The organism is Uruburuella suis (assembly GCF_022870845.1).
Lineage (GTDB): Bacteria > Pseudomonadota > Gammaproteobacteria > Burkholderiales > Neisseriaceae > Neisseria > Neisseria suis.
In genome coordinates, this window is sequence record NZ_CP091507.1 from 1,867,903 (window position 1) to 1,894,640 (window position 26,738).

21 protein-coding genes are annotated in these 26,738 nt (G+C 54.8%); 5 read left to right on the forward strand and 16 right to left on the reverse strand.

Annotated features, from left to right (window positions below; genetic code table 11):
• Nucleotide 1 precedes the first annotated feature (1 nt).
• Nucleotides 2–1,195 carry an amino acid aminotransferase gene (locus tag LVJ78_RS08495; protein ID WP_132954518.1) on the forward strand — a complete coding sequence of 398 codons (1,194 nt, stop codon included), beginning with the start codon at nucleotides 2–4 and terminating at the stop codon, nucleotides 1,193–1,195.
• A 72-nt stretch (nucleotides 1,196–1,267) separates the two neighbouring features.
• Here LVJ78_RS08495 and LVJ78_RS08500 read toward each other — a convergent pair whose 3' ends face one another.
• Nucleotides 1,268–1,720: a methyltransferase family protein gene (locus LVJ78_RS08500; RefSeq protein WP_244802565.1), complete on the reverse strand. Its 453-nt coding sequence runs from the start codon at nucleotides 1,718–1,720 to the stop codon at nucleotides 1,268–1,270.
• Nucleotides 1,721–2,102: 382 nt separating this feature from the next.
• On the opposite strand from LVJ78_RS08500, the gene LVJ78_RS08505 reads away from it, so the two are divergent.
• Entirely contained in the window at nucleotides 2,103–2,390 is a 288-nt protein-coding gene (locus tag LVJ78_RS08505) for a hypothetical protein (RefSeq protein ID WP_132954516.1), read from the forward strand.
• 242 nt (nucleotides 2,391–2,632) lie between these two features.
• Here the strand turns inward: LVJ78_RS08505 and LVJ78_RS08510 are convergent, their stop codons facing one another.
• The 7 genes from LVJ78_RS08510 to LVJ78_RS08540 form a co-directional block, all read right to left on the reverse strand.
• Nucleotides 2,633–3,421: a DeoR/GlpR family DNA-binding transcription regulator gene (locus LVJ78_RS08510; RefSeq protein ID WP_132954515.1), complete on the reverse strand. Its 789-nt coding sequence runs from the start codon at nucleotides 3,419–3,421 to the stop codon at nucleotides 2,633–2,635.
• A gap of 71 nt (nucleotides 3,422–3,492) precedes the next feature.
• Entirely contained in the window at nucleotides 3,493–4,398 is a 906-nt protein-coding gene (locus LVJ78_RS08515; RefSeq protein WP_132954514.1) for a LysO family transporter, read from the reverse strand.
• Between the two features lie 106 nt (nucleotides 4,399–4,504).
• Nucleotides 4,505–5,281 (reverse strand): ferredoxin--NADP reductase, encoded by a 777-nt coding sequence (locus tag LVJ78_RS08520; RefSeq protein ID WP_132954513.1) that lies wholly within the window; start codon nucleotides 5,279–5,281, stop codon nucleotides 4,505–4,507.
• Between the two features lie 28 nt (nucleotides 5,282–5,309).
• Complete coding sequence (msbA, locus tag LVJ78_RS08525) at nucleotides 5,310–7,088, reverse strand: lipid A export permease/ATP-binding protein MsbA (protein ID WP_132954512.1); 1,779 nt, start codon at nucleotides 7,086–7,088, stop codon at nucleotides 5,310–5,312.
• A 133-nt stretch (nucleotides 7,089–7,221) separates the two neighbouring features.
• Nucleotides 7,222–8,637 carry a threonine synthase gene (thrC, locus tag LVJ78_RS08530; RefSeq protein WP_132954511.1) on the reverse strand — a complete coding sequence of 472 codons (1,416 nt, stop codon included), beginning with the start codon at nucleotides 8,635–8,637 and terminating at the stop codon, nucleotides 7,222–7,224.
• Nucleotides 8,638–8,727: 90 nt separating this feature from the next.
• On the reverse strand, nucleotides 8,728–9,090 hold the full coding sequence (locus tag LVJ78_RS08535) for a hypothetical protein (protein ID WP_132954510.1): 363 nt from the start codon (nucleotides 9,088–9,090) through the stop codon (nucleotides 8,728–8,730).
• 19 nt (nucleotides 9,091–9,109) lie between these two features.
• The gene (locus LVJ78_RS08540; protein WP_243650386.1) at nucleotides 9,110–9,754 is read right to left on the reverse strand and encodes a sugar O-acetyltransferase; all 645 of its coding nucleotides are present in this window, start codon (nucleotides 9,752–9,754) and stop codon (nucleotides 9,110–9,112) included.
• Between the two features lie 70 nt (nucleotides 9,755–9,824).
• On the opposite strand from LVJ78_RS08540, the gene LVJ78_RS08545 reads away from it, so the two are divergent.
• Complete coding sequence (locus tag LVJ78_RS08545; protein WP_132954524.1) at nucleotides 9,825–11,132, forward strand: replication-associated recombination protein A; 1,308 nt, start codon at nucleotides 9,825–9,827, stop codon at nucleotides 11,130–11,132.
• A gap of 383 nt (nucleotides 11,133–11,515) precedes the next feature.
• On the opposite strand, the gene LVJ78_RS08550 is transcribed toward LVJ78_RS08545, so the two are convergent.
• From LVJ78_RS08550 to ccoG, 3 genes are all read right to left on the reverse strand, one after another.
• Nucleotides 11,516–13,795, reverse strand: a complete 2,280-nt coding sequence (locus tag LVJ78_RS08550; RefSeq protein ID WP_132954509.1) for an NADP-dependent malic enzyme — start codon at nucleotides 13,793–13,795, stop codon at nucleotides 11,516–11,518.
• A 127-nt stretch (nucleotides 13,796–13,922) separates the two neighbouring features.
• Entirely contained in the window at nucleotides 13,923–14,489 is a 567-nt protein-coding gene (locus LVJ78_RS08555) for a FixH family protein (protein WP_207894330.1), read from the reverse strand.
• On the reverse strand, nucleotides 14,486–15,916 hold the full coding sequence (gene ccoG, locus LVJ78_RS08560; RefSeq protein WP_132954508.1) for a cytochrome c oxidase accessory protein CcoG: 1,431 nt from the start codon (nucleotides 15,914–15,916) through the stop codon (nucleotides 14,486–14,488). The genes LVJ78_RS08555 and ccoG overlap by 4 nt, the downstream gene beginning before the upstream one ends.
• A 196-nt stretch (nucleotides 15,917–16,112) precedes the next feature.
• Here ccoG and LVJ78_RS08565 point away from each other — a divergent pair, with 196 nt between their 5' ends.
• Entirely contained in the window at nucleotides 16,113–17,417 is a 1,305-nt protein-coding gene (locus tag LVJ78_RS08565; protein ID WP_132954507.1) for an aminotransferase class I/II-fold pyridoxal phosphate-dependent enzyme, read from the forward strand.
• 72 nt (nucleotides 17,418–17,489) lie between these two features.
• Here LVJ78_RS08565 and pntB read toward each other — a convergent pair whose 3' ends face one another.
• Both pntB and LVJ78_RS08575 read right to left on the reverse strand, forming a co-directional pair.
• Nucleotides 17,490–18,875 carry a Re/Si-specific NAD(P)(+) transhydrogenase subunit beta gene (pntB, locus tag LVJ78_RS08570; protein WP_132954506.1) on the reverse strand — a complete coding sequence of 462 codons (1,386 nt, stop codon included), beginning with the start codon at nucleotides 18,873–18,875 and terminating at the stop codon, nucleotides 17,490–17,492.
• 10 nt (nucleotides 18,876–18,885) lie between these two features.
• The gene (locus LVJ78_RS08575; RefSeq protein WP_132954505.1) at nucleotides 18,886–20,418 is read right to left on the reverse strand and encodes a Re/Si-specific NAD(P)(+) transhydrogenase subunit alpha; all 1,533 of its coding nucleotides are present in this window, start codon (nucleotides 20,416–20,418) and stop codon (nucleotides 18,886–18,888) included.
• Nucleotides 20,419–20,764: 346 nt separating this feature from the next.
• Here LVJ78_RS08575 and gloA point away from each other — a divergent pair, with 346 nt between their 5' ends.
• On the forward strand, nucleotides 20,765–21,178 hold the full coding sequence (gloA, locus tag LVJ78_RS08580) for a lactoylglutathione lyase (protein ID WP_132954504.1): 414 nt from the start codon (nucleotides 20,765–20,767) through the stop codon (nucleotides 21,176–21,178).
• Nucleotides 21,179–21,558: 380 nt separating this feature from the next.
• Here gloA and LVJ78_RS08585 read toward each other — a convergent pair whose 3' ends face one another.
• From LVJ78_RS08585 to cls, 3 genes are all read right to left on the reverse strand, one after another.
• Complete coding sequence (locus LVJ78_RS08585; RefSeq protein ID WP_132954503.1) at nucleotides 21,559–22,170, reverse strand: biliverdin-producing heme oxygenase; 612 nt, start codon at nucleotides 22,168–22,170, stop codon at nucleotides 21,559–21,561.
• A gap of 241 nt (nucleotides 22,171–22,411) precedes the next feature.
• Nucleotides 22,412–24,682, reverse strand: a complete 2,271-nt coding sequence (locus LVJ78_RS08590) for a TonB-dependent hemoglobin/transferrin/lactoferrin family receptor (protein WP_132954522.1) — start codon at nucleotides 24,680–24,682, stop codon at nucleotides 22,412–22,414.
• 353 nt (nucleotides 24,683–25,035) lie between these two features.
• Nucleotides 25,036–26,517 (reverse strand): cardiolipin synthase, encoded by a 1,482-nt coding sequence (gene cls, locus LVJ78_RS08595; RefSeq protein WP_132954502.1) that lies wholly within the window; start codon nucleotides 26,515–26,517, stop codon nucleotides 25,036–25,038.
• Nucleotides 26,518–26,738: the final 221 nt, after the last annotated feature.

The window sequence follows — 26,738 nt, forward strand, 5'->3', positions numbered from 1 at the left end:
TATGTTCCAACACGTCGAATTCTACCCCGGCGACCCTATTCTCAGCCTGGTTGAAACCTTCAACCAAGACCCGCGCACCGAAAAAGTCAACCTCGGTATCGGCATTTATTTCGACAACCACGGCAGGCTGCCGCTGCTCGATTGCGTGCGCAGCGCCGAAATCGAGCGTGCCGCCACCGCGCAGCCGCGCCCCTATCTGCCGATGGAAGGCTTGGCCGCCTACCGCAGCGCCGTGCAAAACCTGCTGTTTGGGCAAAATCACCCGGCGTTGGCCGAAAAGCGCATCGCCACCATCCAAACCCTGGGCGGTTCGGGTGCGCTCAAAGTGGGCGCCGATTTTCTGAAGCGCTGGTTTCCCGAAGCGCAAGCCTATGTGAGCGCCCCCACTTGGGACAACCACAAAAGCATTTTCGAAGGCGCCGGCATTCCCACCGGCACTTATCCTTACTACAACCCCGCCACCGGCGGCGTGAAATTTGAAGAAATGCTGGCTTTTTTTCTCAGTTTGCCCGAGCACAGCATTCTGATTCTGCACCCCTGCTGCCACAATCCCACCGGCGTCGACCTTACGCCCGCGCAATGGGATGCGGTGCTCGACATTATCCAAGCCCGCCGCCTGATTCCATTTATGGACATCGCCTACCAAGGCTTCGGCGATGATTTGAATAGCGATGCCTATGCCATCCGCCAAGCCGCCGCCATGGGCTTGCCACTGCTGGTGAGCAACTCGTTTTCCAAAAATATGTCGCTCTACGGCGAGCGCGTCGGCGGCCTGAGCGTGGTGTGTCCGAGCGCCGAAGAAGCCGCATTGGTGCTCGGCCAGCTCAAAGCTGGCGTACGCCGCATCTATTCCAGCCCGCCGGCACACGGCGGCTATATCGCCGCAGCCGTGATGAATAGCGAAACCTTGCGCGCCCAATGGGAAAATGAAGTGTATGCCATGCGCGACCGCATCCGCGCCATGCGCCAAAAGCTTTACGATGTGCTCAGCGCCAAAGTGCCCGGCCGCGATTTCGGCTATTTCCTCAGCCAGCGCGGCATGTTCAGCTACACCGGCTTGAGCCCGGCGCAAGTGCAGCGCCTGCAAGACGAATTCGCCGTGTATCTCGTGGCCTCCGGACGCATGTGCGTGGCCGGCCTCAATGAAGGCAACATCGATTATGTGGCCGATGCATTTGCCGAAGTGTTGCAATAGCCGTCATTCAAATCAATGATTCATCTCAATAAAACAGGCCGTCTGAAAGCTTTCAGACGGCCTGTTTATATTTTAAAACCAGCGCCGCACCCGCCGGCAATATTGCGCATATTCCTGCCCGAATTTCGCCGCCAGCGCCCGCTCTTCGGGCACAATCTGAAAGTGGGTGAGATAAGCCGCAAACAGCGCCGGCCACACCAGCCCCACCCCATTGCCCAGCCACAACACCCAAGCGAGCAGCAACAGCGCCAGCGCCAAATACATCGGATTGCGGCTGAAACGATACACGCCGCCCGTCACCAAGCGGCTGCTGCGCTCAGGTGCGCGCGGATGCATGGTGGTGCGTGCGCGGACAAACAGCGCCAGCGCAGGCAAAGCTAGCAGCACGCCGCACAACAGCAACGGCCAAACCAGCCAGCGCAAAGCCGCCATATCCAGCGCCCTTGCCGGCAGATAATGTGCGCTCAACCAAGCCGCCGCAGCGCACACCAGCCACACCAGCGGCGGCGGAATTTTCAATTCCATCGCATTCATATTCCCTCCCCCCGCCTTGCCCGCTGCACAAAACCGGCCGCAAACCAGCTCAGGCGCATATGGTTATTAAAACAATGCTTTATCATACCGCACTTTCCCACCGAAGGCCGTCTGAAAGCCATAAAATGCTTTTTCAGACGGCCTGAGCCGATTCAATAGAAACCGGCTTCAGCGAATGCCCAGCGTCTTCACCGCCCCACCTGCGGCAGCCGGTTTTTAAACCACGCCCGCACAGATTAATAAACGTAAAATCAGCCCAACTTACCACACACGCCGGTAAAAAAAGCCGCCCAATCTTGCAAATCCCTCTTTTTGCCCCTATTCTAGCCCGACAAACGTGTGACTTCACACGCTGATGATTAAAGGAAAACCGATGAAGCAAACCCAACGCTTTGCCCTGCTCGCCGCCGTTGCCGCACTGGCCCTCGGCGCCAACGCTTATGCAGCCAAAGAAATCAAAATCGCCGCCAACAACAGCGGCTACTCAGCCGACGATGCACAAAAACTCGCCTCCACCGCCGTGAGCATGGGCGTGAAAGAGCCGGTCAATCTGAGCCTTGCCGGCGGCAACCTCACCGTATCCGGCAGCAGCGCCACCCAATGTGTGTTTAAAGTGGGCAGCGGCAGCAAACCGCAAATCCAAGGTGTGAGCTGCAAATAAACCGTTTTCAAATCAAAAGGCCGTCTGAAAAAGTTTTCAGACGGCCTTTTGATTTGGCTTTTTAAATGGGCAACACTTATCGTGAAATCAAAGAAAAACAGATACAAAAATAAGAAATCTCAAATCATGTGTAGGGTGTGCGCAGCCACGCACACGGCTTGAACAGCTTCGGCGTGTATGGCTTGCCACATACGCCCGCATCACTTTTTTATGCATTCCACCATATCATTTTTTGAAAAATCTCACGTCTGCTCTTCTGCGGCCTGCCCCACCACCACACATTCCACGCCCGCCTCATCCAGCTTTTTGCGTATGGCTTCATTGGGCGCTTCATCGGCAAACACTACATCAAATTCGGTGATGTCGCCCATGCGCACTAATGCGTTGCGGCTCATTTTGCGCTGATCGGCGGCCAGATAGCGGGTGCGCGCGTTTTCCATCATCGCCTGCATCACACTCACTTCTTTATAGTCGAAATCCAGCAGCGAGCCGTCGGGCTCGATGCCCGAAGCGCTCAACACGGCATAATCCACTTTAAACTGATTGATAAAATCCACCGTGGCCACACCGGTAACACCGCCATCCACGGGGCGTACCACGCCCGAGGTGATGATTACGGTGTAGTCGCTGCGGCCGGAAACAATCGCCGCCACATGGATATTGTTGGTGATGATGCAGAGGTTTTTATGGTTTTTCACCAGCGCCATCGCCACCGCTTCGATGGTGGTGCCTATGCTCATAAACAAAGAAGCATTGTCGGGAATATGCGCGGCCACCAAATCGGCCAAATGCGCTTTTTCGCTTTGCAATTTGTTTTTCTGGCTTAAAAAATCTTCGTTTTCCAGGCTCTCGCCCAGCGCCGCACCGCCGTGATAGCGGCGCAAAATGTTTTCCTCACACAATAAATTGATGTCGCGGCGAATGGTTTGCGGCGTGACATCCAATTCGCGCGCCAATGTATCGATGGGCATAAAGCCGTGTTCGCGCACCAGCGCGATGATTTTTTCGTGTCGTTGGATTCTTGGCGGCATGACGGTTTCTTTATTCATATCATTAATTTATGGAATGTATTTTCCCAAATAAGTTTTTCCGGCGCAAGCATTTAAAAATGAGCGGTAGAAAACACCACCATCAGCACGGGCGCGAGCACATTAATGATAAAACCGAAGCTGATGGCCAGCGGCACCACCGCAAGCCCGCCCGAGCTTTGAATCACCGGCAGGGTGAAATCGAGGCTGGTGGCGCCGCCCACGCCCACCGCCGCGCTGGGATGGCGGCGCATCAGCATCGGGATAAACGCCAGCGCAAAAAATTCACGCGCCAAATCGTTGAGCAAGGCCACGCTGCCCCACACCGGCCCGTAGGCTTCGGTCATCACAATGCCCGAGAGCGAATACCAACCAAAACCCGAAGCGAGCGCCAAGCCCTTGCTCCACGACACATCCGGCTGCAAGGCGGCAAACAAAAGCCCGCCGCACAAGCCCGACAAGGTAATCAACACGCTGGTTTGTACGCCGCGCTTGTTGATCAGCACCTGGCGCAGCGTGATGCCGCTGCTGCGCAATTGTATGCCCACCAGCAACACCAACAACATCAGGCAATAGGTGCCGAGGTTTTCAGACGGCAGCCACACATCGTGCATCGCCTTGCCCAACACAAAGCCCAACAGCACGCAGCCCAGCTGCTTGATGCTGCCGACAATACTCACATTCGCTTTTCTACCGCTGCCTTGCACCTGCCACGGATGGCGGCGGTCGAACCACATCAACACCAGCAGGTTCAGCCCGATCACGCAGGCAAACAGCAAAGCCGCCGAGCCGAGAATGGTGCTCATCTGCGTGCCTAAATTTTCCACCCGCGACAGCGACACGCCGATTAAGGCCAAAATCAGATACACCAAAGCGCCGAGGCTTTTATCCACCAAAGGCAGCCAGCGCTTGGGCACGCGGATGAAAAAGCCGAGAAAAAGCGGCGTTAAAATAGAAATCAGGGTAATCAGGCTGTTCATAATGTGCGGGGCGAAAGTGGAAGGGCCGGTGTTTCAAAGCATGGCAAACGCGAAAAAGCAGCCTCAAGCGGGGCTGCCTTTGTGCTGCGGCAAAAGCCGCTGCGGCTTATTGGTCGACAAAAGCGCGCTCGATCAGATAGTCGCCGCGCTGGCCCATTTTCGGCGACACGGTGAGACCGAAATGGTTGAGCACGCCGCTGGTATCTTTGAGCATGGCCGGGCTGCCGCAGAGCATGGCGCGGTCGTCTTGCGGGTTGATGGGCGGCAGGCCGATGTCTTCAAACATTTTGCCGCTCATCATCAAATCGGTGATGTGGCCGCGGTGCGGAAATTCTTCGCGCGACACTACCGGGTAATAAATCAGCTTCTCTTTCACCATCTCGCCCAAATATTCGTGCTCGGGCAATTCTTGGGTGAAGCGCTCATAATAAGCCAAGTCTTGTTTGTAGCGCACACCGTGCACCAAAATCACTTTTTCAAATTGCTCATACACTTCCGGGTCTTTGGTGATGCTCAAAAAAGGCGCAATACCGGTGCCGGTGGAGAGCAAATACAAATGCTTGCCCGGATTGAGGTCGCCGCAAATCAGCGTGCCGGTGGGTTTTTTGCTCACCAACACTTCATCGCCTGCTTTCAAATGCTGCAAGCGGCTGGTCAGAGGGCCGTCTTGCACCTTGATGCTGAAAAATTCCAGATGCTCTTCCCAGTTGGCGCTGGCCACGCTATAAGCGCGCATCAGCGGCTTGCCCTCTACCATTAGCCCCACCATCACGAATTGGCCGTTTTCAAAACGCAATGATTCGTCGCGGGTGCAGGTAAAGGTGAAGTAAGCATCGGTCCAGTGGTGGACAGACAAAACTTTCTGAGTGTTGAATGCTGCCATGTCGGTTTCCTAGTTTTCGTATGAATATTCAAGAGGCCGTCTGAAGGTTTTCAGACGGCGTGTCATCAAATTGCAGATTATGCAAATCGGCATAGCGCCCGCCTTTGGCGAGCAAATCGGTATGCGTGCCCTGCTCCACAATGCGCCCTTCGTGCATCACCACGATATTATCGGCTTTTTCAATGGTGGAGAGGCGGTGGGCAATCACAATGGTGGTGCGGTTTTGCATCAGGTTTTCCAACGCGGCCTGCACTAAGCGCTCCGATTCGTTGTCCAGCGCGCTGGTGGCTTCATCGAGAATCAAAATCGGCGCATTTTTCAGCAATGCCCGCGCAATGGCGATGCGCTGGCGCTGGCCGCCGGAGAGCTTGAGGCCATTTTCGCCCACTTCGGTGGCGAGCCCCTTGGGCATGGCCTGGATAAACGACCAGGCATTGGCCGCTTTGGCCGCCTGGATAATTTCAGCTTCGCTCACTTTGCCCAGTTGGCCGTAGGCGATGTTGCCGGCCACGGTGTCGTTAAACAGCACCACATCTTGGCTCACCAGCGCCATTTGCTCGCGCAGGCTCTCGAGCGTGTATTCGCGGATATCGGTGCCGCCGATGCGCACTTCGCCCTCGGTGGGGTTGAAGAAGCGCGGAATCAGGTTGGCCAGCGTGGTTTTGCCGCAGCCGGATGCGCCCACCAGCGCAATCACGCCGCCTTGCGGCACAGCAAGATTGATGCCGTTGAGGCTGTTGCGCTCGGCATCGTCATAGCGGTGCACCACATTCACAAATTCGATTTTGCCGGGCTTGCCGCTCAAATGCTGCGTGCCGCCGTCGGCTTCTTCAGGCTCGTCTAAAAAGCTGAACACGCTCTCAGCCGCCGCCAAACCGCGCTGCAGCGACTGCATCACGCCGGTCATGCGCTTAATCGGGTCGAACATCATAATCATGCTCGATAAAAACGACATGAAATCGCCGGCGCTGAAGCCTTCATTTTTCGCTTCAAACGCGGCGGTATACATAATCGCTGCCAAGGCCACCGAAGCCATGATTTGGGTGACGCTGGTGCCCAGCGAGCTGGCCGCGGCCTGCTTCACATTATTGCGGCGCACACCGGCGGCGCTGTTTTCAAAGCGGGCGGTTTCGCGCTTTTGGCCGCCGTAAACCTTAATCACGCGCGCACCGTCGATGCTCTCGTTGAGCACTTGCGTCATCTGGCCCATTTGCTGCTGGTTGCCGTGCGAGAGGCGGCGCAAGCGCTTGCTCACCAAGCGCACACTAACCATCACCACCGGCAAGATGATGAAAGTAATCAGCGTCAGCCGCCAGTTGAGATACATCAGCAAGCCCAGCAAGCCGATTACGCTCACGCCGTCTTTGGCCAGCACGGTAATCACATTAAAGCCGGCATCGGCAATCTGATTGGCATCGTTGAGCACGCGCGACATCACGCGGCCGCTGGCGTGGCTGCTGAAATAAGACGAAGGCAGCTTCATCAGCTTGGCAAACATCTCTTGGCGCATGCTTTGCACCAAATGGCTGGAAAGATAGCTGGTGCAATACTCGTTGATAAAGTTAAACACACCGCGCACAATAAACAGCGCCACGATGGCCAGCGGCAGCCAGCTCATCCTCTGCATGTTTTTATCGACAAAGCCTTCGTTAATCAAAGGCTTGAGCAGATAGCCGAATAAAGGCATGGTGGCAGCCACCACCAGCATGGCCACGATGGCCACGGTGAAGACTTTCCAATAGCCTTTGAGGTAAACGGCCAAGCGCCGGTAGAGCTGCCAGGCCGTCGGCTCTTGCAATGGTTGCATATTCAGATTATTCGCTTTAGAGCAAAAGCGCCATTGTACGCGCAAACACACACGCCAACAACGCTTGCTGCTGAACATTCAATGGCCGTCTGAACATCATTCTGCTTTTCAGACGGCCTCTTTCGATTGATGCTTATGCTTCGAGCGCCTCACGAATCAGCTGCTTCACGGCAGCAGCATCATTGGGCAGCACCTGCACACGCTGCGGCAAGCCCTCCAGCCCCGCCAGCGCCGCCGGGCGCGGCACCGCCACTTCGTTGCCCACGGCTTCATGAATGGTTTTTTCAAATTTGGCCGCCAGCGCGGTTTCCAAACACACCACCAATTCGCCCGGCTCGCGCACTTCGCGCGCCACTTTGATGCCGTCGGCCGTGTGCGGGTCGATTAATTCACCATCGGTTTGATACACAGCGGCAATGGTGGCCAGGCGGTCTTGATGCAGGCTCTTGCCCGACACAAAGCCATAGCGGTGGCGGATTTTATCCAGCTGCAAATTCAGGTCGAAGCCCTCGCCCACGCCTACTTCCGCCCACAAAGCCAAAATCTGCACCGCATCTCTGTCCATCAAGTCAAACACAAAGCGCTCGAAGTTGGAGGCTTTGGAAATATCCATCGACGGGCTGGAGGTGATGTGGGTGAATTCGGGCAGGCGCGGGCGGTATTCGCCGGTTTTGAAAAACTCATCGAGCACATCGTTTTCATTGGTGGCCACAATCAGGCGGTGAATCGGCAAGCCCATCTGGCGGGCGATGTGGCCGGCGCACACATTGCCGAAATTGCCGCTGGGCACGCAAAAGCTCACTTTTTGCTCATTACTGGAAGTGGCATTGAAATAGCCGGCAAAGTAATACACCACTTGCGCCACAATGCGGCCCCAGTTGATCGAATTCACCGTGCCGATGTGGTATTTTTCTTTGAATTCGGCATCGTTTTGCACCGCTTTCACAATATCCTGGCAATCGTCAAACATGCCCTCGATGGCGATATTGTGGATATTTTCATCTTGCAGGCTATACATTTGCGCGCGCTGGAATGCGCTCATTTTGCCGTCGGGCGAGAGCATAAACACATTCACGCCTTTTTTGCCGCGCAAGGCATATTCGGCCGCCGAGCCGGTGTCGCCGCTGGTGGCGCCGAGAATATTGAGCGTTTTGCCCTCTTTTTGCAGCACATATTCAAACGCGTTGCCGAGAAACTGCATCGCCATATCTTTAAAGGCCAACGAGGGGCCGTTGGAGAGCGCTTCGATTTTGATGCCGTCGCAGAGTGTGCGCACGGGCGTGATGGCTTTTGTGCCAAACGCAGCTTCGGTGTAGGTGCGGTTGATGATGTCGCGCAAATCGGCCACCGGAATATCGGTGATAAAAAGGCGCATCACTTCAAAAGCCAAATCGGGGTAGCTCAAGCCGCGCCAAGATTCAAGCGTTTGCGCGCTCACCTGCGGGTAATGCTCGGGCAGCATCAGGCCGCCATCGGGCGCCAAGCCCATCAACAATACTTCGCTAAACGGTTTCGGATCGGTGTCGCCACGGGTGCTGATGTATTTCATGGTATTGTCTCTTTTCACAATTCGGCCTGAGCACAGGCTTTCAACAAGCTTTCAGACGGCCTGCCAACGCGACAGGCCGTCTGAAAACATTTATTTGCTATACAAGCGCTTCACACACGCAGTAACGGTTTTGGCGGTAACGCTGGCCACGGCCTGCGTGCGCGTGGCCGGATTCACCACCTGCATCAGCTCGTTGGCCGTCATCTGATTGGGTGCCTCTTCGCTGGCGCAACCGCAGATTTTATCTTCCCAAACCTGCTGCTGCTCGGCGCTTTGGGTGAGCATGGCCAGGCGCCATTCGTTGCGTTTGTTCAATTCGGTGCGGCATTGATTGTCCACCGCGGCTTTCACCAGCGAATTGCCCATATCCAAGCCGCTGTTCAAGCTGCCGCCATCGGCGCTGCATGCGCCCAAAGCCAACACCGCCAAGCCTGCCATCCACACTTTTTTCATATCAGTTTTTCCCAATCAATCAAACATTTGCTTCGTCGATGCGCGCCTGATAAGCAGCACGATCGGCCTCGGTAATCTTGCGCACCGGCCTGCACGGCATGCCCATGGCCAGCATATCGGCCGGAATATTTTTGGTCACCACGCTGCCCGCCGCAATCACGGCATTGTCGCCGATGGTCACTCCGCCCACAATAGTGCAGCCTGCACCAATCCACACATTATCGCCAATCACAATCGGCTTGGCATCTTCCCAAGCTTGATTGCGCAAGCCCGCATCCAGCGGGTGGCCGACGGTGTATAAACCCACATTCGGTGCCAGCAGCACATTATCACCGATTTTGATGCCGCCCGCATCCAGCATGGTGCAATTGAAATTGGCGAAAAAATTATCGCCCACTTCGATATAGCGGCCATAGTCGCAATAAAACGGCTGCACGATATACGCACTTTCGCCGCCTTTGCCCAAGAGCGCCGCCATCAATTCACGCCGCCGCGCCATATCGCCCGGCCGCGTGCACACATTGTAATCGTGCAGCCATTCTTTGGCGCGCTCACGCTCTGCATTTAAAGCAGCATCCATCGGGTTGTGCGGCAACCCTGCCAACATTTTATCGCGCTCGTTCATCATCAAGCTTCGGCCGTCTGAAAACATATTGCAGCGCATTGTACCGCAAGGTGCCTATTCAGGCGAATGCTTGCGCTATAATAAAGGCCGTCTGAATAAGGATACCGACATGCCCGATTTATTTTCCCGCCAACCCGATGCCCCGCTTGCCGAGCGCCTGCGCCCGCATTCGCTCGAAGAAGTGATCGGCCAGCAGCATTTAATCGGCGCGGGCAAGCCTTTGCGCGTGGCGGTGGAAGGCGGCAAACCGCATTCCATGCTGCTGTGGGGGCCGCCGGGTGTGGGCAAAACCACGCTGGCGCGCATTTTGGCGCAAAGCTTCAACGCCCAATTTCTGCCGGTTTCCGCCGTGTTTTCCGGCGTGAAAGACATCCGTGAGGCCATCGAAAAAGCCGAAATCGCGCTGCAACAAGGGCAGGCCACCATTTTATTTGTGGATGAAGTGCACCGTTTCAACAAAGCCCAGCAAGATGCCTTCTTGCCGCATGTGGAAAGCGGCCTGTTAACCTTTATCGGTGCCACTACCGAAAACCCCTCGTTTGAAGTCAACCCCGCCTTATTGAGCCGCGCTCAGGTTTACACTTTGCAATCGCTGAATCCGGCAGAATTAAAGCAGCTTGCCGATAAAGTATTCGCCCTGCCCGATTATCAAAATATGCGCATTCACGATGATGCGCTCGAATTGCTGCTGACCACCGCCGATGGCGATGCGCGCCGCCTGCTCAATTTGCTCGAGCAATTGCTGCGCGCCGCGCAAACGCAAAATATTACCGAACTGACTGCCGAATTTTTGGCCAACAGCCTCGGCAGCCAAATCCGCCGTTTCGACAAAGGCGGCGAGAGCTTCTACAACCAAATTTCCGCGCTGCACAAATCCGTGCGCGGCTCCCACCCCAATGCCGCGCTCTATTGGTTTTGCCGCATGCTCGACGGCGGTGCCGACCCGCGCTACTTGGCGCGGCGCATTGTGCGCATGGCCTGGGAAGACATCGGCCTGGCCGACCCTCGCGCCCTGCAAATCGCCAACGAAGCCGCCGCCACCTTCGAGCGCTTGGGCAGCCCCGAAGGCGAGCTGGCGCTGGCGCAAGCCGTGCTTTATCTGGCTGCCGCTGCCAAATCCAACGCCGGCTATATGGCTTATAACCAAATGCGCGCTTTTGTAAAACAAAACGCCAGCGACGAAGTGCCCGTGCATCTGCGCAACGCCCCCACCAAGCTGATGAAAGAGCTGGGCTATGGCCGCGAATATCGCTACGCCCACGACGAGCCGCACGCTTATGCCGCCGGTGAAAGCTATATGCCCGAGGGCATGGCCGAACCGGACTTTTACCAACCCGTGCCGCGCGGGCTGGAAATCAAAATCGGCGAAAAACTGGCGTGGCTGCAATCGCTGGATGAAGAAGCACAGAAGTCTTAAATTATGCAATCAAGCATTAAACAGGCCGTCTGAAAAGTTTTCAGACGGCCTGAGGTTTTCTTCACAATGCGGTATATATAGTGGAATACAGGAAAAAGTGACACAACGGGTAGCTTGGGTTGAAAACCCAACAAGCCCACAGGCCATCTGAAACGTTGGGTTTGGCAACCCAACCTACCTGTTATAGTGCATAGTTTTGTGTCACTTTTTCTTGCATTTCACTATAGATAAAAGATTAAAACGAGCAGAAATCTCAACCATGCAAACAAACACAAAATAGGCCGTCTGAAAGCTTTTCAGACGGCCTATTGATGATTACTTGCGATTATTCACCTATTCAAGCGCAGCGCAAGCAAACCGATTGCGCGGCACCCGCGGCAAGCTTACTGCCGCTGCGCATCCACCGCAGCCAGCGCCACCATGTTCACAATACGGCGCACGGTGGAAATCGGGGTGATGATGTGTACCGGCTGGTTCATGCCCATCAGAATCGGGCCGATGGTGATGCCGTCTGAAGACGACACGCGCAAGAGGTTGTAGCTGATGTTGGCCGCTTCGATGTTGGGCATCACCAGCAAATTGGCCGAGCCTTTAAAGGTGCTCTCGGGGAAAATCTGCTGACGCATGTCTTCCATCATGGCCACATCGCCCTGCATTTCGCCATCGATTTGCAGCTCGGGATTTTGCGCCTGAATCAGCTTTAGGGCTTCCTGCATTTTGCTGCTGGAAGCATTGTCGATCGAGCCGTAGTTCGAATTGGAAAGCAAAGCCACTTTCGGGGTGATGCCGAAGCGCTGCATTTCTTTGGCGCACATCAACGTGCCCTGCGCCAATTGCTCGGCGGTGGGATTGGTGTTGACATAAGTGTCGGCGATAAAGAAATTGCCTTGGTTGAGAATCAGCGCATTCATGGCAAACGCGTGTTGCTCGGGGTTGTTGTAGCCGATTACGTCTTCCATGATCTTGAAATGATCGCGATAACGGCCCACCATGCCGCACACCAGCGCATCGGCATGACCCAAGCGCACCATCAGCGCGCCGACCAAAGTGTTGTTGGCCAGCATGCGGCGGCGCGCCATCTCTTCGGTAACGCCTTTGCGTTTGAGCAGGTTGTAGTATTCCTGCCAAGAGGCTTCATAATGGGGGTTGTTTTCAATATCGATCAATTCGAAATCTTTGCCCGGCTGGATGGTGAGGCCGAGGTGTTGCAGATTTTCTTCAATCACGGCAGGGCGGCCGATCAGCACGGGAAACGCCATTTTTTGAGAAGCGATTTGTTGGGCGGCATGCAGCACACGCTCGTTTTCACCTTCGGCCAACACCACGCGCTTGATGTCTTTTTTGGCTTGGGCAAACACCGGGCGCATAAACAGGCTGGTTTTGTACACAAATTGATTGAGTTTTTCGACATAAGCGGCCATGTCTTCAATCGGGCGCGTGGCCACGCCGGAATCCATCGCTGCTTGCGCCACGGCCGGCGCAATGGTGGCAATCAGGCGCGGGTCGAAAGGCTTGGGAATCAGGTATTCGGGGCCGAAATGCAAATCTGCATCGCCATAAGCGCCCATCACCACATCGCTTTGCTCGGCCATGGCCAAATCGGCCAGGGCGCGCACACAGGCGAGCTTCATTTCTTCATTAATGGTGGTGGCGCCCACATCCAGCGCGCCGCGGAAAATAAACGGGAAGCACAATACATTGTTGACCTGATTGGGGAAATCAGAGCGGCCGGTGCCGATAATCACATCGGGGCGCGCGGCTTTGGCTTCGGGCGGCCAGATTTCCGGCTGCGGATTGGCCAGCGCCAGCACAATAGGATGCTCATTCATGCCTTTGAGCATTTCGGGGCTCAACACATTGGGACCGGAGAGGCCGAGGAAAATATCTTTGCCGGGCACGGCATCGGCCAATACGCGCTGGCCGTTGTCGGCAATGGCGTAATGTTTTTTCGATTCATCCATGCGCTCTTTGTCTTCGCGCGTTTGGTAAATCACGCCTTTAGAATCACACACGGTAATGTTTTCGCGCTTCATGCCCAAAGCCACCAGCAAATTCAGGCAGGCAATCGCCGCTGCGCCGGCGCCGGAGCACACCAAAGTGGCGTGTTCGATGTCTTTGCCCACCACGCGCAAGCCGTTGAGCACGGCGGCGGCGGTGATGATGGCGGTGCCGTGTTGGTCATCGTGAAACACGGGAATGTTGCAGCGCTCGCGCAGCTTTTTCTCGATATAAAAGCATTCGGGCGCTTTGATGTCTTCGAGGTTGATGCCGCCGAAAGTCGGCTCCAGCGAGGCGATAATGTCGACGATTTTATCGGGATCGGTTTCGTTCACTTCCAAATCAAACACATCAATGCCGGCAAATTTTTTAAACAACACGCCCTTGCCTTCCATCACGGGCTTGCCGGCCAGCGCGCCGATATTGCCCAAGCCGAGCACGGCGGTGCCGTTGGAGATCACCGCCACCAAATTGCCGCGGGCGGTGTATTTATAGGAAGCCAGCGGGTCGTTGTAGATTTCCATGCAGGGCGCGGCCACGCCGGGCGAATAAGCCAGCGACAAATCGTATTGGGTGGCCAAGGGCTTGGTGGGGGTGATTTGGATTTTGCCCGGATTGGGATATTCGTGGAAATGAAGCGCGGCTTCTTTGATTAAATCGTCCATATTGCTGAATCCTGATTATGTATGCGTGGAGGCCGTCTGAAAACGTTTCACACGGCGAAATAAAGCCGTTATGTTATCACGTGTAGTCAGCAGCGCCTACCCGTTTGTTAACAAAACGGCAGCTATATCAATGGCCGGCTGCGGCGGCCTGCGGCGCCAAAAGCTTGTCCATCGGTTTCAAATTCAAAGCATTGCCCTGGCTGACAATCCACTTGTCTTCCACCCGCCATTTGCCGGCGGCATCTTCCAGGCGCACATACCAATGGTTGGCATCGGGCAGCGGCTTGAACACAGCCGAATATTCATGCTTGTTGCCTGAAGCCACGCCGCCTTGCGCCGGCAGCAGCTTCACGGTTTGGTCGTAGGCTTTTTTGGCCGGATGCATCAGCACCAGATTCAAGGGCTGTGCGGCATCGAAATCGCCGCTCACCAACACCTTGGCGGCATTATTGTCGGGGCTCACCAGCACTTGCGCCGTGATGTGGCGCTTGAGCGCCTCTTCATCGCGGTGCAGCTGGATATCGATGTGTTTGCCGTCTTTATAATAATCGTCGCTCACCAAATCGGCGGCGTTGACTTGCGCCAGATAAAAGGTGATAAAGCCGGCCACCACCACGATGGCGGGCCCTGCCATCAAAAGCCAGGGCCACGGCTCTTTATACCAAACTTTGGATTGCTGCCTGGTCAAAATCATTCTCCAATAAACGATGCTTTTTCGGTGATGGTGCGCGCCGCATCGGCCGCCTCATCTGCTTTGCGGTAGTGGAAGGTAAATTCAATCGGATGGCTGCCTTTATCGGCATATTCCGGAATGGTGGCCACTTGCACCGGCACGGTAACGGTGTCGTTGCCGGCCACTTTGATGCCTTCGGCCGGGATGCCGGTGAGCGTAATATCTTCAAATCCGCTCACTTTGGCGGTGAGCACCTGCTCATCTTCGCTGGCATTGATGATGCGCAGATTATACGCATTTTCCAGCCAGCCCTGCGTGTTTTCACGCACCATCACGCCGCGGTCTTTAATAATGTCGACATGCAGCGTTTCGCGGGTGAAAATACCGAAAAGCAAAGCCGCCACCGCTGCAAACAACACCGCACCATAACCCAACACGCGCGGGCGCAGCAAGCGTTTTTTGATGTCGCGCTCGCTGTATTCATGCTTGAGCGCGCTTTCGGTGGTGTAGCGGATCAGGCCGCGCGGATAATTCATTTTATCCATGATTTCATCACACGCATCGATGCAGGCCGCGCAGCCGATGCATTCATATTGCAAACCGTCGCGGATATCGATGCCCACAGGACACACCTGCACGCACATGGTGCAATTGATGCAGTCGCCAAGCTTGCTCTCTTCTTTGCTCACATTTTTCTTGCGCGCGCCGCGCGGCTCGCCGCGCTCGACATCATAAGAAATCACCAAAGTATCGTGGTCGAACATGGCGCTTTGGAAGCGGGCATAAGGGCACATATATTTGCACACCTGCTCGCGCATAATGTGGGCAAACAAAAACGTCATAAAGCCGTAAAAAGCGGCGGCAAAGAGCGCGCCACCGCCCGCAGTGAAGCTGAAAATCGCCGGCACAAATTCGCGTATCGGCGTGAACCAGCCGGCAAAGGTGATGCCCGTCCATGCGCACACGGCAAAAATCAGCAGATATTTGGTGGCCTTAATGCGGATTTTGGTGAAATTCCACGGCGATTTATCCAGCTTCAGCCGTTTGTTGCGGTCGCCCTCGATAAAATGGTCGATCCACAGCATGATTTCGGTATACACCGTTTGCGGGCAGGCATAGCCGCACCATAAGCGCCCCGCAATTGTGGTCCACCAAAAAAGGCCGAACGCACAAATAATCAGCAGGCCGGCCAAATATATCAAATCGCCCATGCCCAAAGAGAGGCCGAAAATATAAAAATGCCGCTCCGGAATATCAAAAAGCACCGCCTGGCGGCCGCTCCAGTTAAACCACGGCAACACATAAAACACAAATTGCGTGGCCACAATGGCAAAAATGCGCCAATTGGCAAAGCGGCCTTTGGCCAGCTTCGGGTGAATACGTTTGCCGCCCTCATATAAATGCACCACCTGCTCTTTAGGCGCTTGGGCTTTCTGCTCTTTCGACATGATAAGGTTCCTTGGTAACGGTATTGGCAGTATCGGCTTTTTTATTTATGCGCCATTATACGTCTGTTTCAGACGGCCTGGCAGCACATATATCGAAAGCTTGATGTATTTCAAGCGGTGAAGGCCGTCTGAAAACACTTGCCAATTATCCGAATTTGTTTTAAAGTTTTTTGAACTAATACAACAAGAGTTTTGTATGACTCAATTAAACCCCAAAGGCACCACCGCTGTCAACATCGCATCATCCATTGAACAGCTCATTCGCAACAAAAGCTGGCCCGCCGGCCACCGCCTGCCCACCGTGCGCGCACTTGCCGACGAATTGGGCGTCAACCCCAACACCGTATCCGCCGCCTACAAACAACTGCGCGACGCCGGCATCATCGCCACCGACGGGCGGCGCGGCAGCTTTGTGCCCGAGAAAACCGAAATCCTGCATACCGAAGCCGCCATACCCGCCGGCCTCATCGACTTGGCCAGCGGCAATGTCGACCGCCGCCTACTGCCCGCGCTCAGCCCCACCCTGCTGGAGAGCTACCGCCTCTCCACCGACGTGGGTAACCACGGTGACCACCCCGAATTGATGGCGCATATCCGCCAATGGCTGCAAGAGCGCACCGGCATCCACGCCGAGCCCGTGCTGTTTTCCGGCAGCCTCGACATCATCGAGCGCGCCCTAAACCAACGCTGCATGCCCGGCGCCAAAGTGATTATCGAATCGCCTTGCTGGCTGCCGCTGTTGGCGCTTTTGGCCAACCTGCGCCTCGAAGCCGTGCCCGCCGCAATGGACGAAGAAGGCGCGCTTATCCCGCCCGGCATCGATTTCAACGACATCTCCGCCGTGATACTCACCGCCCGCGCCCACAGCCCCACCGGTATCTGCTACAGCCCCGAGCGCTGGCAGGCCTGGCAGCAAGCCCTCAGCTGCCACAACCCGCTGCTGATTATCGATGATCATTGGGGCGCACTGAGCCGCCACCCTTTCCAAGGCATGCAAGGCTTTGCCAACGAATGGATCTACACCACCTCCACCAGCAAATTTCTCGGCACCGACATGCGCCTGGCCATCGCCGCCGGCCACGGCCCCACCCTCGCCGCCATGAAAAAACGCTTCACGCTGGGCCCGCGCTGGATCAGCAAACTTTTGCAACACCTCACCCTCAAACTCTGGCAAGCGCTCGGCGCACAAGGCCTAGCCGCCATCGCCGAAAGCTACCAAACCCGCCGCCAATACCTCATCACCTGCCTCGCCGAACGCGGCATCCGCGTGCCCGGCCGCCACGGCGAAGGCATGCACATTTGGCTGAACGTGCCCAACGAAGCGCAGCTGATCCAATTTCTCGCCGCCAAAGGCTGGGCCGTGCAAAGCGGCACCCCCTTCAACCCCGGCAAACAACCCGCCGTGCGCATCACCATCAGCAATTTGAGCCTGGAAGACTGCCAAACTCTCGCCGACGATATCGCCGCCACCTTGGCCGCCGGCGGAGAAACGATTTATTGAAATACGTTGGAAAACAAACAAAGGCCGTCTGAAAGAAATCTTTCAGACGGCCTTTGTTTTTTTCAGACGGCCTTATTTCTTCAAATCCGCCAAAATTTCATCAATCGTGGCTTTAGCATCACCAAAACACATCACCGTATTTTCATTGAAAAACAGCGGGTTTTGCACGCCGGCGTAGCCTGTGTTCATCGAGCGTTTGAACACCACCACTTCTTTGGCCTTCCACACTTCCAGCACCGGCATGCCGGCGATGGGGGAATTGGGGTCGGTTTGGGCGGCGGGGTTGACGGTGTCGTTCGCGCCGATTACCAACACTACATCGGTTTCGGGGAAATCGTCGTTGATTTCGTCCATTTCCAACACGATGTCGTAAGGCACTTTGGCTTCAGCCAACAGCACATTCATATGGCCCGGCAAGCGGCCGGCTACGGGGTGGATGCCGAAGCGCACTTCCACGCCTTGTTTGCGCAGCAGATCGGTGATTTCGGCCACCGGATATTGTGCCTGCGCCACGGCCATGCCGTAGCCCGGGGTGATGATCACGCTGTTGGCGCCTTTGAGCATTTCGGCCACTTCGGCAGGCTTCACTTCGCGGTATTCGCCCGTTTCTTCGCCGCCCGAAGCAGCGGAAGAGCCATCGGTGCCGAAGCCGCCGGCAATCACGGAGATAAAGGAGCGGTTCATGGCTTTACACATGATGTAGGAAAGAATCGCGCCGCTGGAGCCGACCAATGCGCCGGTCACAATCAGCAAATCGTTGCCGAGCATAAAGCCTGCGGCGGCAGCCGCCCAGCCTGAATAGGAGTTGAGCATCGACACCACCACCGGCATATCTGCACCGCCGATGGAAGCCACCAAGTGCCAGCCGAAAGCCAGCGCGATGGCGGTCATCACAATCAGCGCAAACCAGCTACCGTGTGCGCCCACAAAAATCAGCAGCAAGATAAACGACACCACCAGCGCGGCCAAGTTGAGCATGTGCTTAAACGGCAATTGCAGCGGCTTGCTTGAAAACTTGCCGTTGAGCTTGCCGAAAGCCACAATCGAGCCGGTGAAGGTAATCGCGCCGATAAACACGCCGAGAAACACTTCAATCAGGTGAATGGTTTCCATATCGCTGGAAACATCCCCCGGCTCGATAAAGCTGTTGTAGCCCACAAACACAGCGGCCAAGCCGACAAAGCTGTGCAACAGCGCAATCAGCTCGGGCATTTCGGTCATTTCCACTTTTCGGGCTTTATAAATGCCCACTGCACCGCCGATGGCCATGGCGATAATCACCCAGCCCAGCCCGGCGGTGTTTTCACTGAAAATGGTGGCAAAAAGCGCAATCGCCATGCCGGCAATGCCGTAATACACGCCGTTTTTGGCGCTTTCCTGCTTCGACAGGCCGGCCAGCGAGAGAATAAACAAGACGGCGGCAACGATGTATGCCGCGGTAACCAATCCGTGTGACATATCGGCCTCCTTAACCTTTCCGGAACATATTCAACATACGGCGGGTAACATAAAAACCGCCGAAAATATTAATGCTGGCAATCAAAATGGCAACAAAAGCGATAAACGACACCGCCGCATGCCCCTGCCCGATTTGCAGCAGCGCGCCCACCACGATAATGCCCGAAATGGCATTGGTCACCGACATCAGCGGCGTGTGCAGCGAGTGGCTCACGTTCCACACCACGTAATAACCGATCACGCAAGAGAGCACAAACACGATAAAGTGGTTGAGAAACTCTGCCGGCGCCACCGCGCCCATCCACAAAATCAACACCGCGGCAATCACGGCCGGCGCGAGCTTTTTCCACAAAGGCTGCGGCTCGGGCTCAGGCTTTTTCACCGGCGCGGCCTGCGCCTGCTGCGGCGCGGCGGAAACTTGAATGGCGGGCGGCGGGAAGGTGATTTCGCCATCGCGGGTGACGGTCATGTTGCGCAGAATCACATCATCGAAATCAATGGTGATTTCACCGTCTTTATTCGGGCTGAGCAATTTAGCCAAGTTCACCAAGTTGGTGGCGTAAAGCTGGGAAGACTGCCCCGCCAAGCGGTTGGCCATATCGGTGTAGCCGATGATTTTCACGCCGTTGTCGGTAACAAACAATTCGCCCGGGCGGGTTAATTCGCAGTTGCCGCCGGTGGCCGCGGCCAAGTCCACAATCACCGAGCCGGGCTTCATGCTTTGCACCATTTCGGCGGTAATCAGCTTGGGCGCGGGTTTGCCCGGAATCGCAGCGGTGGTGATGATGATATCCACCTCTTTGGCCTGCTCGGCAAACAGCTTCATTTCTGCGGCGATAAATTCTTCGCTCATCACTTTGGCATAACCATCGCCGCTGCCGCCCGCTTCATTCGGGAAATCGAGCTTGAGGAATTTGCCGCCCATCGATTCGATTTGCTCGGCCACTTCCAAGCGCGTGTCAAACGCTTTCACCACTGCGCCCAGCGAATTGGCCGTGCCGATGGCGGCCAAACCGGCCACGCCTGCACCAATCACCAACACTTGCGCCGGCGGCACTTTGCCGGCGGCAGTGATTTGGCCGGTGAAAAAGCGCCCGAAAGCATTGGCTGCTTCAATCACGGCGCGGTAGCCGCTGATATTGGCCATGGAAGACAAAGCATCCAAAGCCTGCGCGCGCGAAATGCGCGGCACCATGTCCATCGCCAGCACATTTACCTTTTTATCGGCCAGCTTCTGCACAAGCTCGGGATTTTGCGCCGGCCACACAAAGCTCACCAGCGTTTGGCCGGCGCTCAAGCGGCCGATTTCCGCCTCATCAGGCGCGTTTACTTTATAAATCAGCGGGCTGGCCCACACTTCGGCCGCATCGGCCACCGCCGCGCCGGCTGCTGCATAAGCCGCATCATTCAGGCTCGCGCCCGCGCCGGCATCGTGTTCCACCACCACCTCAAAGCCCAGTTTGAGCAATTGGGCAACGGTAGCAGGCGTGCACGCCACACGGGTTTCACCGGCCAGCGACTCTTTGGGAATACCAATTCTCATCAGTCTGTCCTTTTATTTTATGAAAGAAAACAACAAAATCTACATAACTTAACGTTAGCTTTATAACCAATTTAGCCGCCGAATTCAATATGTCCGGTCAAATTATTGTGAATTAAATAAAACAATTTTTCACGCCCAAGCTTCATGCAGGCCGTCTGAAAACCATTTGGCCGGATTGTAAACATTCAAGCCGACCGGCACCTTTTGCCTGAGCGCCGCTTCTGCACCCGCAAAGCAGCAAACAGGCCGTCTGAAAGCGGAAGATAGCTGTGTTAAAATAAAGCATTGCTGCGGCCGGCCTTTCAGACGGCCAGATTATTGATTCAAACCACACAAGGAAATCACCATGAGAATGCTGCACACCATGTTGCGCGTTGGCAACCTCGATAAATCATTAGCATTTTATCAAGATGTTTTAGGCATGAAGCTGCTGCGCAAAAACGACTACCCCGAAGGAAAATTCACCCTCGCTTTCGTGGGCTACGGCGATGAAAGCGACCATACCGTGCTCGAGCTCACCCACAATTGGGACACCGAACGCTACGATTTGGGCAATGCCTACGGCCACATCGCCATCGAAGTGGACGATGCCTACGCCGCCTGCGATGCCGCGCGCGCCAAAGGCGGCAAAGTGGTGCGTGAAGCGGGCCCGATGATGCACGGCAGCACCGTGATTGCGTTTGTGGAAGACCCGGACGGCTACAAAATCGAGTTTATCCAAAAACACAGCGGTGCCGATTCGGTGCAGTATCAAAAATAAACTGCTTAGGGTCTGTTCACATTTCATCTGTGCGTAAGATTTTGAGCGCAAAAGCGCGCTTGCAAGGTGAAAAGCGCAGCAAGGTTGGACACCTTGCGAGCATTTTCAACGCGGCAGGCGCGTTTTTGAGCCAAAAGATTGCCGCGAGATGAATGGTGAACAGACCCTAGGTTTACAATATGAAAAAAGGCCGTCTGAAAGAAATGTTTCAGACGGCCTTTTGTTCAGCGTTCAAAAGCTAAACAGGTTTAATCATGCCCATTCAAAAAAGTAAGCTTACAAGGCGGCGAGCCTGCCACAATACCGATAGTATGTTAAGGCGAACCAACGCAGTAAGGTTATCTTTGACTGGTATAAAATATTTCTCGCCTTTGCAAGCCTCAGGCTTCGGCCGGCTGCGGCGCCTCGGCATCTTCGGGTAAGCCGAAAATCTCGCGCAAAATCACCTTATAAAAGGCAAACGCTTCTTTGGCACCTGAAATGGCTTCGTCTTGCGCCGGTTTATCCAAACCCAAACGGTTTAAATAATCCACAAATTCGCGCCAATGCTTGCCGCGTCCATCGGGATGCGGTGCCAGATGGCGGGCACCGTATTCGGCGGTGAAATCGAGCTTTTGAGCGTCTTTAAACAAAAAAGCCGCACCCAAATTAGAGCCTTCGGCGCAATAAAGCCAGCCGATGGCCCGATTGCCCGCCGGCTGCGGCAGCTGGCCGGAAAAGACATAAGGCTCGCTACCCAAATCTTGCAAATCTCGCACCACGGCTGCATAACGCACCATATCGGCCAAGCCGGGAATGCGTTGGTTGAGAGCGGCATCTTGATAAATCGGCTCAACGATTTTATGAAATACCGATTGCAGCTTTAAAAACAAAGTGTAACGGGCAATATCGGCAAACGGTGCTACCGACATCACTAAGTAATCCACGCTGTCGTGAGTGGTGCGGTTTTCTTCCTTCAGGCGTTGGGCAAAGCTGATGTGGGTGTTGCTCATGCTGTTTCCTTTCATGGTTTCAGACAGCCTGTTTATGCGCTGAAAGCAGCACAATAATATAGTGAAATGCAAGAAAAAGTGACACAAAACTGCATTTTGCAGCAGCGTAGGCCGGGGTGATAAACCCAACGTTTCAGACGGCTTGTAGGCTTGTTGGGTTTACAACCCAACCTACCCGCCGTATCACTTTTTTATGCACTCCACTATAGATTGCGAACAGACCTAAGGCCGTCTGAACGGGTTAAAATTTATATTCCAAAGCCAGGGCAAAATTACGGCCGGGTGCATAAAAGCGCGCTAGGCCTTTGCCGGCACGGTCAACGGAATTGGTGGTGCTGTTGGCATTGATGCCGCGCAGGCTGTCCCAAGTGTGGTATTTACGGTCGAACAGGTTGTACACGCCGGCACGCAAGGTGAGCGTTTTTAGCGGCTTGTAATAGCCATACACATCAAACACGGTGGCGGAGCTGTTGAGCCACGGATAGGTAACTACATTTTGCACAAGATTGCCGCGCGAGCCGCTGATTTCGGTTACTTTGGCATCACCGGGCTTTTTTTCGCCCCGATAAGTCATTCGTGAAAACACACCCCAGCGGCCTTCCGGCTGCTCATAATCCAGACCGATAATGGCTTTTAAAGGCTGAATAGAAAGCAGGCTGGTTTCGTTGGAGAGCTTGCCTTTGCTGTAGCCCAGGCCGCCGGAAAGCTTCCAGCCCTCACCCACAGGCAAGAGCCGGTACAGATTCAGACGGCCTGTAAATTCAATGCCGCTGATGCGCGCTTTATCCAGATTCACCATTTGATGCTTAGGCGTTTGGTCGTATTGCGGGCAACCATACCAAGCGCATTGATCGTAATAAGGGTTGGGCGTGGCAATAATCTGCTCCTGCTCCACTAGAAAATCGCGATAACGGCTTTGGTAGATATTCACATCCAAATCGCCTGCTGCGCCTTTACCTTGCAAGGATAAAGTGTGAGTGATGCTGCGCTCGGCTTTCAAATCGGGGTTGGACTGCCAAGTGCCGTAAGGATTGGTAAAAGTGAAATACATCTCTGATGCGGTGGGCACACGGTGGCCGCTGCTGAGGGTGTAGCCGATTTGCCAGGCCGGATTGAGCTGGGCATTGAGGCCGATCAAGCCGTTCCAATTACTGAATGAATTGCCCGCAGGTTTGCCCTCGTCTAGGCAGGCTGTGCTGCACGGGGCGTTTAAATCTTTCGGCGCCACTTTTTCATGGTCGTAGCGCGCGCCGATGCGGCCGGAAAACACCCGATTCCAGGTAATGTTATCCAGCAATGAAAAGCCTGTTTGGGTGGTTTTCATCGGATATTGAATGGTCGACATCGTTTGCTGCTGCCAACTTCGGCCTACGCCGATGGTGTCGTAATTGACGGTTTCAAAATCACGGCGGCTCAGAAAGACTTTAAACGACAAAATATGCTCCCCGCCCCAACGCAAAGGCTGGCTGTCAAGCCGAAGCGACAAGCGTTTGTATGCAGAATTGATGCGTCGGTCGTAAATTTCATCCAGCTCGGGCACTTGGGTATTCCAATTACGCGTGCCTTTATAGTTCACCGCGTCTAGGCCAGTTTTCTGATAATCGGCATCGGCGCGCAACAGTGCCAACCATGCAGAGTCAGGCATCCATTCGTAATGCAGATTGCCGTTGAAGCGGCTGTGTTTGTCATCCGCATCGCGCCACTGGCTGCCAAACAAGGCATAAGAATATTCTTTGGTGTAGCGGCTGCCCTGCTGGCCGTTGACGCTGGCGCCAATGCGTTGCGCTTCATCGATTTGAAAGCCGAATTTAGCCAGATAGCTGTGATATCGGTGCTTCGAGGGGTCGGGCAGGCCGCGCGCGCTGCCGTAAGTGTCGTCGCCCTTCACCGCACTTTCGGTTTCATGGCCGCGCCGTTGCGAATAAAGCAACACCATATCAAAACGCCCAGTGTGTGCGCCCACACCCAAAGTGTTGGTCCATTCACGGTTGCGGCTGCCGTAGCCGCTTTTCAACATAGCGCCGAACCGCTGACCCGGCAACAGCAAATCTTGCGCATTCAAAGTGCGATAGTTTACCGCCCCGCCCAGCGCCCCGCTGCCCGCCTGAAACGAATCGGCACCCTTAACGATTTCAATATCGCGCACCAGCTCGGGATCAATGCTCTGGCGAGCGCTGTTGAAATTGCCATAGCGGCCATAAAGCGAATTTTCTTCCATATCCGGCAAGGCCACGCCGTCGATATTGATGCCCACGCGGTTGGCTTCCACCCCGCGCATAGCAAAGCCTTTATTGTGGCGGCCGCCATCACTGATGCCCACATCCACCGAATAGCGCACCAAATCGCTGCTGTCACGAATCAGCTCCTGCTCAATCTGTGCACGGCTTTTCCGCTCAACTGCAAGCTGCTCCGCCTGCTTTTTGCCATACACTTCTATCTGCCCCAATTCCACGGTATTGGCCCACGCCGTGCCGCTAAAAGCTGACAACACCAACAAAAACGGCAACTTCAAGTGCGTTTCCAGCATTTATTTCACCCCCCCTTTAAACATTAATGAGAATATATATTATTATCAATAATTGTGCAAACATTATTCAACAAACCCTTACAATTTACATGGATTTAAGTGCTGCTATAGTGGAATGCATAAAAAAGTGATACGGTGGATAGGTTGGGTTGTAAACCCAACCTATCCATAAGCTGTCTGGAACGCTGGGTTTATCAATCTAACCTACGCGGTTGTAGCATGCCGTTTCGTATAACCTTTTCTTGCATTCCACTTATAGCCTTGGCCGCTACTAAAAAGGAAAAGGCCGTCTGAAATATTTCAGACGGCCTCCAAGCCTTTGTATCACGCGTAAAATCCTATAAAAGCGGGCTCATCAAGCGCACGGTGTTTTCCACCAAGCCCCACCATTTTGCCCGTTTTTGCCAATCTTTTACGGTGATATATTCGCTGTCTTGCAGATAGCCCTGCTGCAAATGGCTGATTTGCTGCGTGATGCCCTTATCGTAAATCGCTAGGCTGATTTCCAGATTGAGGAAAAAGCTGCGCATGTCCATATTCACCGTACCAAACAAGGTGAAGTCATCATCGATGGTCATGGTTTTGGCGTGCAGCAAGCCGCCTTTAAACAAGGCGATTTTCACACCGGCGGCCAACAGCATTGGATAATAGGCGCGCGAGGCGTAGCGCACCATCAGCGAATCGACTTTCTCGGGCAGAATCAGCGTCACCTCCACACCGCGCCTAGCGGCAGTGGTGAGCGCGCCCAGCAGCGGCTCGTCGGGCACAAAATAAGGCGTGGTAATCACGATTTTCTGCGTGGCCATAAAAATCGCCGACACAATGGTTTCATAAATCACGCGTTCTTGCTGCGCCGGCGATGAGGGAATCACCTGCGCATCAATCTGCCCCGCGCGCAGCTTGTCGGGAATCATGGCCGGAATGATTTCGCTGTAGCCACTCAAATATTGCTGCACGCCGCTGAGGTTTTGGTCGTTTTCCACCGCCAAATCCGCGTAAAACACCGCCGTCATTTCCAGCACCACCGGCCCCGTGCAGCGCATCATCACATCCACCCACTCGCCCACGCCGGCATTTTGTTTGAAAAAGCGCGGGTCAACTAGGTTAAAGCTGCCGGTGTAGCCTATTTTTTTATCCACAATCAAAATTTTGCGGTGGTTGCGCAAATCGGCGCGGGTAAAGAGCGTGCGCCACAAGCCCACCGGCAGTGCGGCATGCACTTCCACGCCGGCGCGGCGCAGTTTGGCCACCCAATCGCTGTCGAAAAAGTTTTTGCTGCCCACCGCATCGGCCAAAATCATGCAGTCTACACCGCGCTTTGAGGCCGCAATCACCGCATCCAGCAAGGTTTCGATTTTCCCTTGCGGCTCGATAATGTAAAACGCCAGCAGGCGGGATTGCTGCGCCTGATTGATGTCGGCCAATATCGCATCCACAATGCTGTCGGTGCTGTTGAGCAAGGTCATGGCATTGCTGTTGGTGGCCGCCAGCCCCGTGCTCTGCGCCGCCATGCGGCTGATGCCGTGATAGCGGTTTGCCATCTCGCGGCTCATCTGCAATTGGCTGTCGGCCAGATAGCGTTCGGCAAAATCGCGGTAAAAACGGTTCATTTCCACCGTGCGCTTGGCGCGCGCCGTGCCCAAGCGCGGCTCGCCGATCAATAAATACAGCCCAGCACCCAAAATCGGAAACACAAACAGCACAATCAGCCAAGCAAAAGCCGTGCCGATATTGTGCTGCTTATAAAGCACCCTCACCGCACACGCAGTCACAATCGTGATGTGCAGCCACAAAAAAATCTGCCCCCAAGGAATTTCCATAGCCCTATGCCTTTGCAATTTTTTCAGACGGCCTGATTATAACGAATTTTTACCGCCCGCTTCCGATTTTCCAATGCCATTATGCGCTGCCGCAAACAGGCCGTCTGAAAGCCGCCGCGCTGTTTATTCTCTATTTTCCGCCATAATTCCTTCTGTTTTCATCGCTCTTCTATACTTGACAAATTCACTCGGAAATCAGACAATTCAACTATTCACGAACC